The organism is Mycobacterium sp. IDUB_17, assembly GCF_055419465.1.
In genome coordinates this window covers 411,086-427,537 of sequence record NZ_JBVAXS010000004.1, presented here as the reverse complement: position 1 = coordinate 427,537, position 16,452 = coordinate 411,086, and the positions used below count along the sequence as shown (strand labels likewise).

Here is a 16,452-nt window from a genome sequence, read left to right as displayed (position 1 = left end):
AAGACCTAGCGCGCGAACATCAGCGCGCGCTTGACCTCCTGGATCGCCTGGGTCACCTGGATGCCACGCGGGCAGGCCTCGGTGCAGTTGAACGTGGTGCGGCAGCGCCACACACCGTCGACCTCGTTGAGGATGTCCAACCGCTCGGCGGCCGCCTCGTCACGCGAATCGAAGATGAACCGGTGTGCGTTGACGATCGCGGCCGGGCCGAAGTACGACCCCTCGCTCCAGTACACGGGGCAGCTGGTGGTGCAGCACGCGCACAGGATGCACTTGGTGGTGTCGTCGTAGCGGGCCCGGTCGGTGGCGCTCTGGATGCGCTCCTTGGTGGGCGGGTTGCCACTGGTGATCAGGTACGGCTTCACGGCGCGGTAGGCGTCGAAGAACGGCTCCATGTCCACCACGAGGTCCTTCTCCACGGGCAGGCCGCGGATCGGCTCGATGGTGATGGTGAGCTGCTTGCCCGCTTTCTTGGGCAGCAGGTCACGCATGAGCACCTTGCAGGCCAGCCGGTTCACGCCGTTGATCCGCATGGCATCCGAGCCGCACACGCCGTGGGCGCAGGAGCGCCGGAAGGTCAGCGTGCCGTCCAGGTAGCCCTTTACGTACAGCAGCAGGTTCAGCAGCCGGTCCGAGGGCAGGCAGGGAACCCGGAAGCTCTGCCAACCCGCGGCGTCGGGGTTCTCGGGGTTGAACCGGGCGATCTTGAGGGTGACCATGACCGCGCCCTCGGGGACGGGGGGCAGCTCCGGGTCGCCGGCTTCGGGCTTGTCGATGACTGGGGCGCTCATCAGTACTTCCGCTCCATCGGCTCGTAGCGGGTCTGGACCACGGGCTTGTAATCCAGGCGGATGTCGGAGAGCAGCTCGTTGCCCTCCTTGTAGGCCATGGTGTGCCGCATGTAGTTGGTGTCGTCGCGGTCGGGGTAGTCCTCACGCGCGTGTCCGCCGCGGGACTCCTTGCGGTTGAGCGCACCGACCACCGTCACCTCGGCCAGCTCCAGCAGGAAGCCCAGCTCGATGGCTTCGAGCAGGTCGCTGTTGTAGCGCTTGCCCTTGTCGTGCACCGTGATTCGGCTGTACCGCTCCTTGAGTGCGTGGATGTCGGTCAGCGCCTGCTTGAGCGTTTCCTCGGTGCGGAACACCGCGGCGTTGTTGTCCATCGACTGCTGTAGGGCAGTGCGGATGTCGGCGACGCGCTCGTGGCCGTGCTCGGACAGGATGTCGCCGACCCAGCCCACGACCATGTCGGCCGGGTTCTCCGGCAGGTCGACGTGATTGTGGTTGGCGGCGTACTCCGCGGCGGCGATACCGGCACGGCGGCCGAACACGTTGATGTCCAGCAGCGAGTTGGTGCCCAGACGGTTGGCGCCGTGCACCGACACACACGCACATTCACCGGCGGCGTACAGACCTGGGATGACGTTGGTGTTGTCGCGCAGCACCTGGCCGTGGATCGTGGTCGGGATACCGCCCATGACGTAGTGGCAGGTCGGGTAGACCGGCACCAGTTCGGTCACCGGGTCCACACCCAGGTAGGTGCGGGCGAACTCGGTGATGTCGGGCAGCTTGGCTTCCAGCACGTCCTCGCCGAGGTGACGCACGTCGATGTAGACGTAGTCCTTGTTCGGTCCGGCGCCGCGGCCTTCGAGCACCTCGAGCACCATCGACCGGGCGACGATGTCACGCGGCGCGAGGTCGACGATCGTGGGCGCGTAGCGCTCCATGAACCGCTCGCCCTCGCCGTTGAGCAACCGGCCGCCCTCGCCGCGAACGGCCTCGGAGATCAGGATGCCCAGGCCGGCCAGGCCTGTCGGGTGGAACTGGTGGAACTCCATGTCTTCCAAGGGAAGTCCCTTGCGGAAGATGATGCCCAGCCCGTCACCGGTCAGCGTGTGGGCGTTGGAGGTGGTCTTGTACATCCGGCCCGAACCGCCGGTGGCGAAGACGACCGCCTTGGCGTGGAAGATGTGGATGTCGCCGGTCGCCAGCTCGTAGGCGATGACGCCGGTGGCCACCGGGCCCGCCGGGGTGTCGGTCAGGGCGATGTCCAGCGCGTAGAACTCGTTGAAGAACTCCACGTCGTGCTTGACGCAGTTTTGGTACAGCGTCTGCAGGATCATGTGGCCGGTGCGGTCGGCGGCGTAACAGGCCCGGCGCACCGGAGCCTTGCCGTGGTCGCGGGTGTGCCCGCCGAAGCGACGCTGGTCGATGCGGCCCTCTGGCGTCCGGTTGAACGGCATGCCCATCTTCTCGAGGTCCAGCACCGCGTCGATGGCCTCTTTGGCCATGATCTCGACGGCGTCCTGGTCAGCGAGGTAGTCGCCACCCTTGACGGTGTCGAAGGTGTGCCACTCCCAGTTGTCCTCTTCGACGTTGGCCAGCGCGGCGCACATGCCGCCCTGTGCCGCGCCGGTGTGGGAGCGCGTCGGGTACAGCTTGGTCAGCACGGCGGTACGGACGCGCGGACCGGCCTCGACGGCCGCGCGCATGCCGGCGCCGCCGGCACCGACGATGACGACGTCGTAGCGATGTTCCTGAATCATTGGTTAGCCCCCAATATTCGGGTCGAAGGTGACCAGGACGTAGGTGCCCAGAACCAACGTGAACCCTGTCGCCAGCAGCAGCAGCGAATTCAGGTAGAACTTCGTGACGTTCTTACGGGCGTAGTCGCCGATGATGGTGCGCAGGCCGTTGGCCCCGTGGATCATCGCGAGCCACAGCAGTGCCATATCCCAGATCTGCCAGAACGGGGAGGCCCAGCGCTGTGCGACATAGTTGAAGTCGATGCGGTACACGCCGTCCTGCCACATCAGCATGATGAACAGGTGGCCGAGCGCCAGGAACACGAGTGCCAGACCCGAGAACCGCATGAACAGCCAGGCGTACTTCTCGAAGTACGGAATGCCGCGGGGACGACGGGGCGCGCGCGGGTGATCCAGCGCGGCCGGTCGGTCGTGTTCGCGTTCCAATACCGGTGCCGGACGGCCCAACCTCGACTCGCCCGCTCCTGGCGCGCTCACAGGAACCGCTCCGCCATGTGCATACCGAGAACTCCTAGTGCTGCGATGAGGACCACGGCAAAGACGCCGACGGCGACCGCGAGCATCTGCCGCTGGTAGCGGGGACCCTGCTGCCAGAAGTCGATGAGGATGACGCGGATGCCGTTCAGTGCGTGGAACAGCACTGCGGCGACCAGGCCCATCTCCATCAATCCGACGATGGGGGTCTTGTACGTCTCGATGACCTCGTTGTAGGCCTGCGGGCTCACCCGGACCAACGCGGTATCTAGGACGTGTACGAACAGGAAGAAGAAGATCGTGGCACCGGTAATACGGTGCAGCACCCAGGACCACATTCCCGGATCACCGCGATAAAGGGTGCGCCGTCGTGCTTTCCTGGGTTGCGGAGCCGGTACCTCCGTCTGAGTACTCATCGGGCCCTCCAACGCCATCGGTGGGACGTCTGGGACTGCCTGTTAATTAGCCCCAAACCTCGGGGCGACTCTAAACCCATTTGTAGTGGCGAACGAATTACGGTTGAGCAGTTCGGCCCGCCGAACACACAAAAGTTAGGCTTACCTATCTTAATGTACGGGTCGGGAATTGGGGTTTCGGAATGCATTCAGAACCTGGGTCCGGGGTTGTCGCATGACGATCGACATCGACTGGAATCTCTTGCATAACAAGGCAATCGAAGTTTCAACCCGCGCCTACGCGCCCTATTCGGGCTTTCCGGTGGGGGCGGCGGCCCTGGTTGACGACGGCCGGATCGTGGCCGGATGCAATGTGGAGAATGTCTCATATGGCCTAGGTCTCTGTGCCGAGTGCGCTGTGGCCTGCGCCCTGCATTCCGGGGGCGGCGGAAGGCTCGTCGCGCTGGTGTGTGTGGGCCCCGACGGCGGTCTGCTGATGCCTTGCGGGCGCTGCCGGCAGGTGCTGCTCGAACACGGTGGGCCGGAGCTGCTCATCGACCACCCGAACGGCGCGCGACCGCTGCGTGAGCTGCTTCCCGACGCCTTCGGGCCCGATGATCTGATGCGCGGGTAAGGCCAAGTGGTCCAACAACTCCGGGGACCCGCTAGTTACCGGCGAGTAGGTTGACGGCCATGCCTCATCTCGATGCGCCGACAGTCATCCGGACCAAGCGTGACGGCGGTGTGCTGTCCGACGCCGCAATCGACTGGGTGATCGACGGCTACACCCACGGCCGGGTCGCCGACGAGCAGATGTCGGCGCTGCTGATGGCGATCTTCCTGAAAGGCATGGCACCGGCCGAGATCGCCCGCTGGACGGCAGCCATGGTCGGCTCCGGAGAGCGGTTCGACTTCACCGATCTTCGTCGTGGCGGAAAGCCGCTTGCCCTGGTGGACAAGCACTCCACCGGTGGGGTGGGGGACAAGATCACCATTCCGCTGCTGCCGGTCGTGATGGCCTGCGGTGCCGCCGTTCCGCAGGCGGCCGGGCGCGGGCTCGGGCACACCGGGGGAACGCTCGACAAGCTGGAGGCGATCCCGGGATTCACCGCGGAGCTGTCGAAAGCCCAGATCCGGCAACAACTTCGGGACATCGGTGCGGCGGTGTTCGCGGCGGGCGAGCTGGCACCGGCAGACCGCAAGATCTACGCGCTGCGCGATGTCACCGGCACCACCGAATCGTTGCCGCTGATCGCGAGTTCGGTGATGAGCAAGAAACTGGCCGAGGGCGCGCGATCCCTGGTCCTGGACGTCAAGGTCGGTCGCGGTGCATTCCTCAAGGCCGAGGCCGAGTCGCGTGAGCTGGCGACCACCATGGTCGGCCTGGGCAATGCCAACGGAGTCCCGACCCGGGCCCTGCTCACCGACATGAACTGCCCGCTGGGCCGGACCGTCGGCAACTCGGTGGAGGTCACCGAATCGCTGGAGGTCCTGGCCGGCGGCGGGCCGTCCGACGTCGTCGCGCTGACGCTGGCGCTGGCGACGGAGATGCTCGACGCGGCCGGTATCGACGGCGCCGACCCGGCCGAGACCCTGCGGGACGGCAGCGCCATGGATTGCTTCCGTGCGCTGGTGGCGGCCCAGGGCGGGGACCTGAGCCGCCCGCTGCCCATCGGGGCGGCCAGCGAGACCGTGACGGCCCCGCACGGCGGCTTCATGGGCGATCTCGACGCCATGGGTGTGGCGCTGGCGGCCTGGAGGCTGGGTGCCGGCCGCGCTCAGCCGGGTGAACCGGTGCAGTTCGGTGCGGGCGTGCGGATCCACCGCAAGCCGGGGGAGCCGGTGGCCGCGGGGGAGGCGCTGTTCACTCTGTACACCGACACCGCCGAACGGCTGCCCGGCGCGCTCGCCGAACTCGACGGTGCCTGGACCGTCGGCGACGCCGCGCCGACACAGCGGGCATTGATCATCGACCGGATCGGCTGACGCCCCAGGATCGAGCCACGGGAACAACCGGGCAAGCCGAACGGGTTCTTCGTTGGACCATGAGAGCAGTCATCTATCGCCGCACCGGAAACGCCGACGAGGTTCTGGAACTGGTCGAGCGCGACCTGCCCGAGATCCGTCCCGGGCACGTGCTGGTCCGGGTCGCGGTATCCGGTGTGAATCCGACCGACTGCCGAAGCCGGTCGGGTGAATCGTCGGACATGAAGTTCGCCGAACAGGTACCCAACCAGGACGGGTCCGGTGTCGTCACCGCCGTCGCCGACGGCGTCACCAACGTCCGTGTCGGACAACGGGTGTGGTTGTGGGAGGTGGCTTTCGACCGGCCGGCGGGGACGGCGCAGGAATACGTTGCGGTGCCCGCGGGGCACGTGGTGGCGCTTCCCGACGGTGTGAGTCTGGACGTGGGCGCCTGCCTGGGCATCCCGGCTTTGACCGCCCACCGTGCGCTCACCTCGGCCGAACGCGGCCCACATGAGTTGGCGCCCGGGGCGCTCACCGGGGCCTCGGTTCTCGTTCACGGCGGAGCCGGCGCCGTCGGCCACGCCGCGATCCAACTGGCAGCCTGGGCGGGCGCCACCGTGATCGCCACGGTGAGCGGTCCGCAGAAGGCGCTACTGGCTCGCAATGCCGGTGCGGACCACGTCATCGACTATCGCGCCGGCGACGTCGTAGCCGAGGTTCTGGCGATATCGCCGGGCGGAGTGAGTCACATCGTCGAGGTGGACCTGGCCGCCAATCTGGATACTGACGTCAATGTCATTGCCCCGCACGGCAATATCAACGTCTACAGCTACCGTCCGGGCGACGTCGTGCCGCTTCCGTCGCCGGCCATCCTCAGGAAGAACGCCCAGATCGGTTTCACCTACACCTACGGCACCGACCCCGAGTACAAGGACGCCGCGTTGCGTGATGTCAACGCCGCGGTCGCCGCAGGCGCCATGGGGGTCGGTGCCGAGCACGGACTGCCGATCCATCGCTACGACCTCGGTCACACCGCGGATGCGCATGCCGCGGTAGAGCAGGGTCTGGTCGGAAAGGCCCTCATCGACGTGTGCGTGCATGGCAGACTCTGACGATGACCGTGGTGGTGAAAAACGACCTCATCGACGGGATCCTGGACCGCTTCGCGGTACCGCCGAACTATCGTAACCATGTCTACCGCGGACTGAACTACCAGCTGAAACTACTTGGTACTGAAGAGGTTCCGAACGACATTGCGCTGGCCTGGGCCCTGCACGACATCGGCCTGTTCACCGCCGGTTGGGACTATCTGGGACCTTCGGTGAAACTCGTCGACGAACTTGCCGGCGACTACGACGTCGACGACGTCGCACGGGTACGGCAAATGGTCGAGCAGCACCACAAGCTGCGGCCATGCCGGGACACCTGGGTGGAGAGTTTCCGCATCGCCGACCGGATCGACGTGACGCGGGGCGCGCTGGCCGGTGGTCTGGACCGGGCGGCCGTCGCAGAGGTCGTCGCGGCACATCCCTATGAGGGTTTCCACGGTTTTCTGCTGCGCACCGCCGCGGGCTGGGCGGCTCGCCACCCGCTTCGGCCCATGCCGATGATGCGCTGGTGACCTGACCGGCCGCTGTGCCGCCAACCCCTGGATGCGTGCGGGTGGGCCGGTATTGGCCTGATCGTCATCAGCAACGGCGTGGTTTCCTCGGCGCAGGTCTGCCGGCGTCGCGCATGATGGGGACATGAGTACGCCGCTGACTCTGGACAAGATCCAGCACGCTCCCAAGGCCCTGCTGCACGACCACCTCGACGGGGGACTGCGCCCCTCCACCGTGCTCGACCTGGCCGGTCAGCTCGGCTACGACGATCTGCCGGCCACCGAGGTCGACGAGCTCGCCACGTTCTTCCGCACGGCCGCCCACAGCGGCTCGTTGGTGCGCTACCTGGAGCCGTTCGCCCACACCGTCGGAGTCATGCAGACCCCCGAGGCGCTGCATCGCGTCGCGTTCGAATGCGTCGAGGATCTGGCCGCGGACAACGTCGTCTATGCGGAGGTCCGGTTCGCTCCCGAGTTGCACATCGATCGGGGTCTGTCGCTCGACGATGTGGTCGATGCCGTGCTGGCCGGTTTTGCCGACGGCGAGAAGGCGACCTCGGCCGAGGGGCGCACCATCACGGTGCGCTGCCTGGTCACCGCGATGCGCCACGCCGCACGCTCCCGTGAGATCGCCGAACTGGCAATCCGGTTCCGGGACAAAGGCGTTGTCGGCTTCGACATCGCCGGGGCCGAGGCCGGCTACCCGCCCACGCGTCACCTCGACGCGTTCGAGTACATGCGAGGAAACAACGCGCGCTTCACGATTCACGCCGGTGAGGCGTTCGGCCTGCCGTCGATCCACGAGGCGATCGCGTTCTGCGGGGCGGACCGGCTCGGGCACGGGGTGCGCATCGTCGACGACATCACCGAACTCGACGACGGATCGCAACAGTTGGGCCGGCTGGCATCCATCTTGCGCGACAAGCGAATTCCACTCGAGATGTGCCCGAGTAGCAACGTACAGACCGGGGCGGCGCCCAGCATCGCCGAGCATCCGTTCGACCGGCTGGCGCGGCTGCGATTCCGCGTGACGGTCAACACCGACAACCGGCTGATGAGCGACACCACCATGAGCCAGGAGATGCTGCGCCTGGTCGAGGCCTTCGGCTACGGCTGGAGTGACCTGGAGCGGTTCACCATCAACGCGATGAAGTCGGCCTTCATCCCGTTCGACGAACGGCTCGCACTGATCGACGAGGTGATCAAGCCCCGGTACGCAGTCCTGGTCGGCTGAGCGATTGGCGCGGGGCGGGCAGGAACGGCTGAACTAGACTCCGGCTGTGAGCCAGTGGGGGAGTTCGCCGTGGGGCGACAACGATGGTCAGCCCGGTTCCTCGCCGTTCGGTCCGCCGGTATTCGGCGCCGCCCCGGGGTTCGCGCCTCAGCCACCGGGGTACGGGTACCCGCCCCAGTTCACACCCCCGCCGCCGGAGGAGGATCGCCGACGCAGGGCGAAGTTGATCGGGATGATCGTCGCGGCGGTGGTGGTTGTTGTGGCGCTGGTGGTCGGCGGGGTCCTGGCCTGGACGTTCGGTTCGGGGCCGCAGCCGTTGTCGGAGGCCGATACCGCGGCCGGTCGGGCCGAGATCGCTGCGGAGGAGCGTCCGCCGGGCGCGGTGAAGGCCCCCACCCTGACCAGCGCGCCCACCACCCCGCTGTGGACCTATCCGCCAGGCGGGAACCCCATCCTTGTCCGCATCCTTGGCGGTGATGCCAAGACCGTCATCGTCACGGCGGACAACTCCATGATCGCGCTGGATGCCGCCAACGGCTCACCGCGATGGAAACAGCCGATGCAGTACGTGCTAACGGGTTGTGTCATCGGCACTTCGGGCCAGGTCGCCCTCTGCACCAACGGAGGGGAGGCCATCCTCATCGACATGGCGACTGGTGTGACTAAGGAATCGAAGCGGGCCAAGGGGGGCCCCGCCGAAATCTACGGCGGCGCCGGTGTGTTGGCCGCGAATCTGCAAGAAGAACTCACGGTGTTCGATGATCGGGGACGGCAGCTGTGGTCGAAGCCGTTAGCGGGGAGGACCTCCGTGTTCCTGGATCAAGGCATCGTGGCCGGCGCGGCCGGTACCACGACGACGTTCTACGACGCCAAGACCGGCGACCAGCTGTTCGCGGTCGATGAAAGCGACGGAGTAGTTGCCACCAGTCGCGGCATTGCTGTGTCGGTGTATACCAACGGTGTTTCGTCGGACAAGCGGCGACCCAAGCAGCATATCGACTTCTACTCGTTCACCGGCAAACTCGCCTGGCGGATTCCTGCAGATCGGGGCTATCGGCTTCCCTTCACCACGGAGACGGGCGGCTTCGAGTTTCGGAGATGGGCGAAGTATTCGACGTCGGGTGTCACATCGCCAATCGTGTACAACCAGGAGAAGAATGAGATCGCCGGGGTGGATGTCCTGACCGGGGAATTGACGTGGACACAGCAGATTTCGCTGCCTGCGGAGGCGGCGGTCAGCCTCGGCGGTTTTGGCAATCTGTGCGTTGTTTCGTACACGACTGGCACTGCCGGGGCAATGCGGGTGCGAGACTGCAGTGACGGTACCGGTGCGTTTCTGGACAGGTCGAAAATCGTCGTACTCATCGCCGCGAACGGCACCCAGATTCTGGGCAACGGTGACCCCGACCCGGCGAGCCGCAGTCGCTTCGGTCCGGCGACCGCCTTTGACTCCGCAACCGGCCGGCCGTTGTGGCAGTTGCCCAGCGAGCTGCAGGGGGTCACCTGGGTGGGTGAAGGGCTGTATTGCGACGGGTTCTACGGCATCCAGCGGCTGGCCTGAGCCGGTGCCGGAGGCCTGATAAATGTGACCTGACAGGAGGGTATCCATTCCCGCTACGTCTTGGACACCGGAACAGCGTGCCATGTATGAAACGGTGGGCTAGTCGTTGGCTAGTGCGGCAGACCAAGATTCAAATCTCGTCACGAATACACCGCATAGAACAGTTCGCATGCTGAATGAGCAGTGGTTCATGAGCGGCGAAGTGCCCCAGATCCCCTTCGGTACGGACCCAATCGGCACGACCTTCTCGGAAATAGTCGGATTTCCAGCGATCAGAGTTCACCTACCAATCCAAGACCCGCATGATCTTTCGGCGCGGCGACGGCCCGGCGGTCATCGTCATCGCCGAAATGCCCAGCATCACCCCCCAAAGTCCTCGACTTCGCCCGCAAGGTCAGCGGGATCGTTTGCACAGCAGTCCTTCCGCTTCTGTTCGGAGTCCCCGGCCGCGATCCGAACCCAGACGCGCACGGTCCGGCTGCCTTCGTGGCGAACGCAGTCAGCACCTCGTCGAGGCCTTCGGCTACGGCTGGAGCGACCTCGAGCGGTTCACCATCAACGCGATGAAGTCGGCCTTCATCCCGTTCGATGAACGGCTCGCCCTGATCGACGAGGTGATCAAACCCCGGTACGCGGTGCTGGTCGGCTGAGCGGCCGGCAAACCCAGCCCGGCGAAAAATATTCGACCGAAGTGTGTAACAGCTGCGCTTGCGGCTGCGACAATTCAGCAAGCGCGACAATGTTCGCGATCGGACAACGTCGCGACCTGCTCCACTCCGGTTGAACAAGGAGAACCCATGGCCAGACTCATCACCACCGTGTTGTCCGGAGCAGTACTGGCTACCGCCGCGGCGGTCCTCCCGCTGGTCGCCGTGCCCACCGCCGGTGCCGACGTATGCGCCGGTGCCGACGGGCGCCACTTCGCCGCAGGCGGGTGTACCAACGTCGCCGGCGATGTTGCCACCGGAGCTGCCATCGCGGCGGCACATGTCCCGTATGTTCCGGGCGAAGTCCCTTGCTACACAGTCGAAGGCGTGCCCTACTACACGCCTCCGGGCGACCCCTGCTGAGAATTTCCCTTCTGACTGGCGCGGCAGTGAACTGCCGCGCCAGTGACGTTCGCGATGAGGAGTGTGGATGAGGTATCTGGCGTACGGACTGACCGCCTTACTGCTTGCTTCGGTCGTCAGTTGTGGCGGGTCCGACCAGCCGCCGACCGCGGCGCCGACACCGGAGATGGTGCGCCAGATCGCCAAGGAGGCTTACATATACGGCTTCCCGATGGTCGACTCGTACCGCATCCAGCACGCCTACTTCGTCGACAAAGCCAATCCCCAGTACCGGGGCGACTGGAACCAGACGCACAGCATCGCGCGGGTGTTCACCCCCGAGGACACCACGATCCAGACGCCCAATTCCGATACGCCCTACACGATGCTGGGCGCTGATCTGCGAGCCGAACCGTTGGTGCTCACGGTGCCGCCGATCGAGGCCGGCCGGTACTACTCGCTGCAGTTCATCGACAGCTATACCTACAACTTCGCCTACGTGGGTAGCCGCACCACCGGAAACGGCGGCGGCAAGTACCTGTTGGCCGGCCCGGGTTGGAAGGGTGACAAGCCCGCAGGCATCACCGACGTGATCCGCTCCGACACCGATTTCGCGTTGGTCATCTACCGCACCCAGCTGTTCGATCCCGATGACATCGACAACGTCAAGAAGATCCAGGCCGGATACACCGTCGAGCCGCTCTCGGCGTTCGTCAAACAGCCCGCTGCGAGCGCCCCCGCGGTGGATTTCATCGCGCCACTGACTCCCGACGAGCAGAAGACCTCGCCCAGGTTTTTCCAGATCCTCAACTTCCTCCTGAAGTACGCGCCGGAAGTGCCGTCGGAGACGGACCTTCGGGCTCGCTTCGCGACCATCGGCATCGGCCCCGACGGAGACTTCAACCCCGACACGATGAGCAAGGAAACCCTGCAGGCCGTGCGGGACGGGATGGCCGACGCCTGGACCGAGCTCAACACCTTCAAGAAGGACAAGTTGGACACCGGGCAGGTGACCTCGAGTCAGCTGTTCGGTACCCGGGAAGCGCTGAAGGACAACTATGTGTACCGGATGGCCGGTGCGGTGCTCGGCATCTACGGCAACTCCAGCGCCGAGGCCATCTACCCGGTGCTGGCCGTCGACTCGACCGGGGCGCCGTTGACCGGGGCCGACAACTACACCGTGCGGTTCGCGCCGGGGCAGTTGCCGCCCGTCAACTCGTTCTGGTCGACCACCATGTACAAGATGCCGCAGAGCCTGCTGGTCACGAACCCGATCAACCGGTATCTGATCAATTCACCGATGTTGCCGAGTCTGATCAAAGACCCCGACGGCGGCGTCACGATCTACGTGCAGAACCAGTCGCCCGGCCAGGACAAGGAGGCGAACTGGCTGCCCGCGCCGGCCGGCCCGTTCCAGATGATCCTGCGGTTGTACTGGCCCAAGGAAGAGGCGCTCAACGGCACCTGGCACGCACCGAAAGTCCTCAAGAGCTGACCGGTGCGCGGTAGGTCAGCCGCGCAACGCCCTGCGGAGCACGTCGGCGAAAGCCCCTGGTGCGCCCATGAATCCACCATGGTCGCCCGGGAACATCACCGGACGTGCACCCAGCAGGTCGGCCAGGGCAACCGTGGTCCGCTGGGTCAGCAGATGTCCGGACTCCTCGCCGAGCCCCACCACGACCTGCCCGCGTTTCAATGCCTGGACGTCGGGCCGGAACCGGGTGGTGGACCGGAGTTCGTGGTTGAAGAAGTGCGCCGCGTCGCGCAGTTCCTGATCACTGGGCTCCGCCACTTCCGGCATCTGCGGCGCACCGGCCGGAACGTCGAAGCCGGCATTGGCCATGAACTTGCCCCACGCCGCGAACATCCCGTCCCGGTTGAAGGTGGCGATGATGTCCTCGGTGGCGGCGCGCTGCTCGGCGGCGTCGGGCAGCAACTCGAGTAGGGGAGGCTCGTGCGCCACGAGTGTGCCCACCCGGCTGGGGTGCCGGGCGATCAAGGCCAACCCCGTCACCGCGCCGCCGGACGAGCCGAAGACATCGGCTGAGGTGGCGCCCAGGTCATCGAGGATCGCCGCGGCGTCATCGGCCCTCAGCTCCGGGGTCGAGTCCTGGTCCGGATCGTCGACGGAACTTCCGGCGACGCCGCGTGGGTCGGCGGTAACCACGGTGTGGTTACCGGCCAGCGCGTGCGCCAGCGGCGCGAACTCGGCGGCCGCCATCGGGGCGCCGAGAATCAGCAACAGCGGGCCCGTACCCCGTACCTCGTAGTGCAGGCGGGCACCGGGAACCGAGACGGTGTGGGTGGAGAGGCTGGTCGATGCGGTCATGAGTGGTCTGACCGCATCCGCGGCCAGAACTCATCGCCGCAGCGGCTACTCCGCCCGCAGGCGCGACTCCACGAACCGCTCCAACGCGTCCCACTGCTCGACGGCCTTGGCGTACGGGGCCTCGGGCTTATGGGCGTTCTCGTCGCCGAGCACATAGGTCACGAACTTGCCGAGCGCCTTGGTGTCCGCCAACGTCTCGTCGACGGTCTTGTCCTCGGAGTAGTCGCTGACGTCGCGCAGCAGTTCGACTGCCAGCTCCAACTGGTCGTGGTCGACCGCGTCGGGTCCGTCGGCGATGTCGTCGGAGATGCCGGACAGGACGTAGACGTTCTCGTCGGCGACGTCCACCCGCAGGGAGCCGTCGGTGGCGGCGGTCCTGATGTCGTCGTAGGTGGCCAGGTCCGACAGGTCGTGGTCGTGTTCGTCAGCCAGGTAGCGGGCCAGTGCACGCTCGGAGCTGAACACGCTGATGCGACCGTTGCGGCCGAGGAAGACCGGATCGTCGTCGAGGTAGCAGCGCAGGGTGTAGACGGTGCCCGAGCCGGTCATGATGCGGACCGGGTCGATACCGACCTTCTGCCAGAAGTCCTCGTCGTCACCCAGGACAGCGGTGTCGGCAGCGCTGCGCACGGGTTCGCCCGCGTCTGCGGTGTCGTCTTCGTCGTCGCCCTCGGTGTCTTCGGCGTCAGCGTCGACAGCGAGGTCGTCCTCGTCCTCCTCGGGAGCGTCCTCCTCGAGCTCGGCCTCGGCCTTCTTGACCGCGTCGGCGTCGATGTCCTCAGGGATGGTCACGATCTCGTCGATGGCGTCGAGCACGCCGTCCCAGCCCCGGGCGATCACGGCTTCGATCTCGGCCCAACGCTTGCGCCCGGAGCGGCCGGTGAAGCCTTCCAGCCCGCCGCCGAGCGTGCCGAGCACGGGGTTGCCGTTGAAGAACTTGCTGATGGCCGCCAGTTCACACACCGAGCCGATCGACGACACCACCACCAGGGTGCGGTGCAGGCTCGCGACGGACTCCTCGGTCGGCTTGTCGGCGACCAGGTCGGGCACCCCGACGATGTCGTACTCGCGGTCCTCCGACGGCTGCAGCTTGTGCGCGTTGGCCGCGGCCAGCTTGTCCCACTTCGGGTGATCGGCGAGGTCGTTGTCGGTGTTGGTACGGACGAAGGCCGCCAGTTCGGCGACCGATTCGAACGCATACAGGGCGTCACCCTCACCCAGGAAGGCCTCCCACTCGTCGCCGGCATCGCGCCAACGCGGAGCCCACAGTGTGTAAAGGTCACCCTTGGTGAGCCCGAGCCGGACCGGCACGATGTCAGCAGCCATGCGGCACAGCCTAATGGGGTGCCTCCGACGCCAGTCAGGTTGTCTCCCGTTCGAGGTGGACACCAGGTGCGAGTACCGAGGACGCGATATCGGAGACATCTCTGACCTGCGGTGACACGATGGCGGTGTTCGGCGCACCGATCGCGGCCGAGGTCGCCCGTCGGGACGGGATCGATCTGCGCTTGCGTGTCGGCTTGACGGTGAGCACGTCGGGTTGGCGCAGCGGATGGAGTCGGTGCTATGGGCGCGGGGAGACGACGGCGCCTACCGAGACACTCGGGATCGCTACCGGGCGCTGGCAATGTCGCTGGGTTTCGACGGGCATCTGAAATGGGCCGACGTGCTGCCCTGACCGTTCACGCCGTGGGGCGCCAGAAACCCTGAAAACCCTGACCGGCGTTCGTGGTTCGGACGGGCGACAGTCTGACCGGATCCCCGGCCTCGATCATCGTATTCGCGCCGACGATCATCGCGACGTGCCCGTCCCATACCGCCAGATCACCCGGCCGCAGCGTTCCTGCCGACACCGCCTTGCCGATGTCCTGTTCCTGGGCCAGCCGTGGAATGTCCAGTCCGGCTTCGTGATAGGCCCATTGAGTCAATCCACTGCAGTCCAACCCGACGCCCGGCGTGGTGCCGCCCCACCGGTAGGGCACACCCACCTGGGTCAGCGCGTGCCGGACGGCGCTGGCCGCGACGGCATTGGGCGCCACCGCAGTGGTGCCGTCGGGCAACCGCACCGCCACGCCCTCGCCGAACATCCCGGGGTCACGCAGTCCGACCGGGGCTTCGGAGCGATCGGCCCCCGATGCCGCCGGAAGATCCGCGGCACCAGTCCAACCGCTCACCGGGGTGGCGGACGGCGCACCCCCGGAGAACCCCGGCGAGGCCGGTGCGACACCGCCGGCACCGGCCGAGAAACCTGCCGGGGCCGGGGCGTTGATGGCGCCGGTGACGGCACCGGCCTGATGGTCCAGTTCGGCGCGTAGTTCGTCGACGACGGCCGACGCCTCGGTGACGGCACGTCGCGCCTCGGCCTGCAACTCCTGGGCCACGCCGGGCTCATCAAGGTGCGGAGCCAGTGCGGCGGCGCGTTCCTCGAAGCGGTCGATGATCGCCTGCAGCCGCGACCTCGCTTCGGCCACCGCCGAGCCCGCACGGCGGGCAGCAGCGCTCAGTGCCTTCGCCTCCTGAGCCAGGCCGGTCACCTCGGCGGCGGTGCCCGTCGCGAAATCGGCGGCCGCGGTTGCGGCCGTACCCGACCAATCGGCAGCGGCGCGCTCCCACGATCGCCCGAGTGCGGCCGCGATATCCGACAGGGCCGAATGTGCGCCATCCAGGGCCGTCACGGTGGGACCGGCTTCCGGCCAGCCGCTGCCCACCAGGTCCCGCAGTTGGTATAGCGGCGCGGCCAGAGCGGTGGCGGATGCGGGCACGGCTACACCCGCGGCAACAACTGGGCGGCCCGCTGACCGGCGGCGTCGTAGCCGGTGGCGGTGTTTCCGGCGCTGACGGCCCCCGCGCCGGTGCGTGCGCTCAACGCCGCGACCGCAGCGCTGTGTGTGCTGACGGAGTCGGCGAAGGCGGTCGCGAACCGTTCGCCGATCGGACCGAGGGCGGCCTCCGGTGGCGGCATCGATCGGAGGGCGGTGGCCACGGCGGCGAGATCGGCGGCGTGTGCGTCGAGGGCGTCGCCAAGGGCGCGGATGGCCGCCATGTCGGCGCGAAGGGTGTCGGCGGGCATGTGGTTAGGACGCCCGCCGATCCCGATCGGTTCCCCTGAATCGTGACCTGTCTCAGATGGCGGTGCTCGCCGGTTTCTACCTCAGAGCTGCTCGTGCGCGAGGATGACTGCCCTACGGTAGAAATCGGCGCACATCACGCGAGAGGTGCGACATCAGAACACATCGAGCGCGCCGTCCCGTCGCCGGATCGATCTGCACGGCAGCGGTACCGACCGATAAGGTCAGC

The 16,452-nt window shown here is 66.7% G+C and carries 18 protein-coding genes and 1 pseudogene; 10 read left to right on the top strand and 9 right to left on the bottom strand.

Annotated features, from left to right (window positions below):
- Positions 1–5: 5 nt before the first annotated feature.
- The 4 genes from ACZYZ7_RS19625 to sdhC are packed head-to-tail and all read right to left on the bottom strand — an operon-like array spanning position 6 to position 3,435.
- Positions 6–791 (bottom strand): succinate dehydrogenase iron-sulfur subunit, encoded by a 786-nt coding sequence (locus tag ACZYZ7_RS19625; RefSeq protein ID WP_135453118.1) that lies wholly within the window; start codon positions 789–791, stop codon positions 6–8.
- Positions 791–2,545 carry a succinate dehydrogenase flavoprotein subunit gene (sdhA, locus tag ACZYZ7_RS19620; protein ID WP_135453119.1) on the bottom strand — a complete coding sequence of 585 codons (1,755 nt, stop codon included), beginning with the start codon at positions 2,543–2,545 and terminating at the stop codon, positions 791–793. The genes ACZYZ7_RS19625 and sdhA overlap by 1 nt, the downstream gene beginning before the upstream one ends.
- A 3-nt stretch (positions 2,546–2,548) precedes the next feature.
- Complete coding sequence (locus ACZYZ7_RS19615; RefSeq protein WP_135453120.1) at positions 2,549–3,022, bottom strand: succinate dehydrogenase hydrophobic membrane anchor subunit; 474 nt, start codon at positions 3,020–3,022, stop codon at positions 2,549–2,551.
- Entirely contained in the window at positions 3,019–3,435 is a 417-nt protein-coding gene (gene sdhC, locus ACZYZ7_RS19610) for a succinate dehydrogenase, cytochrome b556 subunit (protein WP_084621995.1), read from the bottom strand. Before sdhC ends, ACZYZ7_RS19615 begins: the two co-directional genes overlap by 4 nt.
- A 214-nt stretch (positions 3,436–3,649) precedes the next feature.
- Here sdhC and ACZYZ7_RS19605 point away from each other — a divergent pair, with 214 nt between their 5' ends.
- From ACZYZ7_RS19605 to ACZYZ7_RS19585, 5 genes are all read left to right on the top strand, one after another.
- Positions 3,650–4,048, top strand: coding sequence for a cytidine deaminase (locus ACZYZ7_RS19605; protein ID WP_463741553.1), 399 nt, complete (start codon positions 3,650–3,652; stop codon positions 4,046–4,048).
- Between the two features lie 59 nt (positions 4,049–4,107).
- A complete protein-coding gene (locus tag ACZYZ7_RS19600; RefSeq protein WP_463741552.1) occupies positions 4,108–5,400 on the top strand; it encodes a thymidine phosphorylase in 1,293 nt (430 codons plus the stop codon).
- A 59-nt stretch (positions 5,401–5,459) separates the two neighbouring features.
- Entirely contained in the window at positions 5,460–6,494 is a 1,035-nt protein-coding gene (locus ACZYZ7_RS19595; RefSeq protein WP_463741551.1) for an NADPH:quinone reductase, read from the top strand.
- 2 nt (positions 6,495–6,496) lie between these two features.
- Entirely contained in the window at positions 6,497–7,003 is a 507-nt protein-coding gene (locus ACZYZ7_RS19590) for a hypothetical protein (RefSeq protein WP_463741550.1), read from the top strand.
- 124 nt (positions 7,004–7,127) lie between these two features.
- A complete protein-coding gene (locus ACZYZ7_RS19585; RefSeq protein ID WP_463741549.1) occupies positions 7,128–8,216 on the top strand; it encodes an adenosine deaminase in 1,089 nt (362 codons plus the stop codon).
- 147 nt (positions 8,217–8,363) lie between these two features.
- On the opposite strand, the gene ACZYZ7_RS19580 is transcribed toward ACZYZ7_RS19585, so the two are convergent.
- Positions 8,364–8,612, bottom strand: a complete 249-nt coding sequence (locus tag ACZYZ7_RS19580; protein ID WP_463741548.1) for a hypothetical protein — start codon at positions 8,610–8,612, stop codon at positions 8,364–8,366.
- Between ACZYZ7_RS19580 and ACZYZ7_RS19575 the strand changes: the two genes are divergently transcribed.
- The 4 genes and pseudogenes from ACZYZ7_RS19575 to ACZYZ7_RS19560 all read left to right on the top strand — a co-directional run bounded on the left by ACZYZ7_RS19575 (position 8,599) and on the right by ACZYZ7_RS19560 (position 12,321).
- Positions 8,599–9,777, top strand: coding sequence for an outer membrane protein assembly factor BamB family protein (locus ACZYZ7_RS19575; RefSeq protein ID WP_463741547.1), 1,179 nt, complete (start codon positions 8,599–8,601; stop codon positions 9,775–9,777). The genes ACZYZ7_RS19580 and ACZYZ7_RS19575 overlap by 14 nt on opposite strands.
- 506 nt (positions 9,778–10,283) lie before the next feature.
- Positions 10,284–10,427, top strand: a pseudogene (locus tag ACZYZ7_RS19570) (adenosine deaminase); the annotation flags it as partial.
- Between the two features lie 147 nt (positions 10,428–10,574).
- Positions 10,575–10,847 carry a hypothetical protein gene (locus tag ACZYZ7_RS19565; RefSeq protein ID WP_450070349.1) on the top strand — a complete coding sequence of 91 codons (273 nt, stop codon included), beginning with the start codon at positions 10,575–10,577 and terminating at the stop codon, positions 10,845–10,847.
- Positions 10,848–10,914: 67 nt separating this feature from the next.
- Positions 10,915–12,321, top strand: coding sequence for a DUF1254 domain-containing protein (locus ACZYZ7_RS19560; protein WP_450070348.1), 1,407 nt, complete (start codon positions 10,915–10,917; stop codon positions 12,319–12,321).
- Between the two features lie 15 nt (positions 12,322–12,336).
- Here the strand turns inward: ACZYZ7_RS19560 and ACZYZ7_RS19555 are convergent, their stop codons facing one another.
- Both ACZYZ7_RS19555 and satS read right to left on the bottom strand, forming a co-directional pair.
- Positions 12,337–13,155: an alpha/beta fold hydrolase gene (locus ACZYZ7_RS19555; RefSeq protein ID WP_450070347.1), complete on the bottom strand. Its 819-nt coding sequence runs from the start codon at positions 13,153–13,155 to the stop codon at positions 12,337–12,339.
- A gap of 45 nt (positions 13,156–13,200) precedes the next feature.
- Positions 13,201–14,481, bottom strand: a complete 1,281-nt coding sequence (gene satS, locus ACZYZ7_RS19550) for a protein export chaperone SatS (RefSeq protein WP_463741546.1) — start codon at positions 14,479–14,481, stop codon at positions 13,201–13,203.
- Positions 14,482–14,695: 214 nt separating this feature from the next.
- On the opposite strand from satS, the gene ACZYZ7_RS19545 reads away from it, so the two are divergent.
- Entirely contained in the window at positions 14,696–14,833 is a 138-nt protein-coding gene (locus tag ACZYZ7_RS19545; protein ID WP_463741545.1) for a hypothetical protein, read from the top strand.
- A 4-nt stretch (positions 14,834–14,837) separates the two neighbouring features.
- Here the strand turns inward: ACZYZ7_RS19545 and ACZYZ7_RS19540 are convergent, their stop codons facing one another.
- The gene (locus ACZYZ7_RS19540; protein WP_463741544.1) at positions 14,838–15,917 is read right to left on the bottom strand and encodes an NlpC/P60 family protein; all 1,080 of its coding nucleotides are present in this window, start codon (positions 15,915–15,917) and stop codon (positions 14,838–14,840) included.
- Positions 15,918–15,919: 2 nt separating this feature from the next.
- The gene (locus ACZYZ7_RS19535) at positions 15,920–16,225 is read right to left on the bottom strand and encodes a hypothetical protein (RefSeq protein WP_463741543.1); all 306 of its coding nucleotides are present in this window, start codon (positions 16,223–16,225) and stop codon (positions 15,920–15,922) included.
- Positions 16,226–16,452 lie beyond the last annotated feature (227 nt).

Bases quoted from the DNA above. Each gene is read 5' to 3' on its own strand.
- ACZYZ7_RS19625 (WP_135453118.1), bottom strand. From the start codon at position 791: ATGAGCGCCCCAGTCATCGACAAGCCCGAAGCCGGCGACCCGGAGCTG.
- sdhA (WP_135453119.1), bottom strand. From the start codon at position 2,545: ATGATTCAGGAACATCGCTACGACGTCGTCATCGTCGGTGCCGGCGGC.
- sdhC (WP_084621995.1), bottom strand. From the start codon at position 3,435: ATGAGTACTCAGACGGAGGTACCGGCTCCGCAACCCAGGAAAGCACGA.
- ACZYZ7_RS19605 (WP_463741553.1), top strand. From the start codon at position 3,650: ATGACGATCGACATCGACTGGAATCTCTTGCATAACAAGGCAATCGAA.
- ACZYZ7_RS19600 (WP_463741552.1), top strand. From the start codon at position 4,108: ATGCCTCATCTCGATGCGCCGACAGTCATCCGGACCAAGCGTGACGGC.
- ACZYZ7_RS19595 (WP_463741551.1), top strand. From the start codon at position 5,460: ATGAGAGCAGTCATCTATCGCCGCACCGGAAACGCCGACGAGGTTCTG.
- ACZYZ7_RS19590 (WP_463741550.1), top strand. From the start codon at position 6,497: ATGACCGTGGTGGTGAAAAACGACCTCATCGACGGGATCCTGGACCGC.
- ACZYZ7_RS19585 (WP_463741549.1), top strand. From the start codon at position 7,128: ATGAGTACGCCGCTGACTCTGGACAAGATCCAGCACGCTCCCAAGGCC.
- ACZYZ7_RS19565 (WP_450070349.1), top strand. From the start codon at position 10,575: ATGGCCAGACTCATCACCACCGTGTTGTCCGGAGCAGTACTGGCTACC.
- ACZYZ7_RS19560 (WP_450070348.1), top strand. From the start codon at position 10,915: ATGAGGTATCTGGCGTACGGACTGACCGCCTTACTGCTTGCTTCGGTC.
- ACZYZ7_RS19555 (WP_450070347.1), bottom strand. From the start codon at position 13,155: ATGACCGCATCGACCAGCCTCTCCACCCACACCGTCTCGGTTCCCGGT.
- satS (WP_463741546.1), bottom strand. From the start codon at position 14,481: ATGGCTGCTGACATCGTGCCGGTCCGGCTCGGGCTCACCAAGGGTGAC.
- ACZYZ7_RS19535 (WP_463741543.1), bottom strand. From the start codon at position 16,225: ATGCCCGCCGACACCCTTCGCGCCGACATGGCGGCCATCCGCGCCCTT.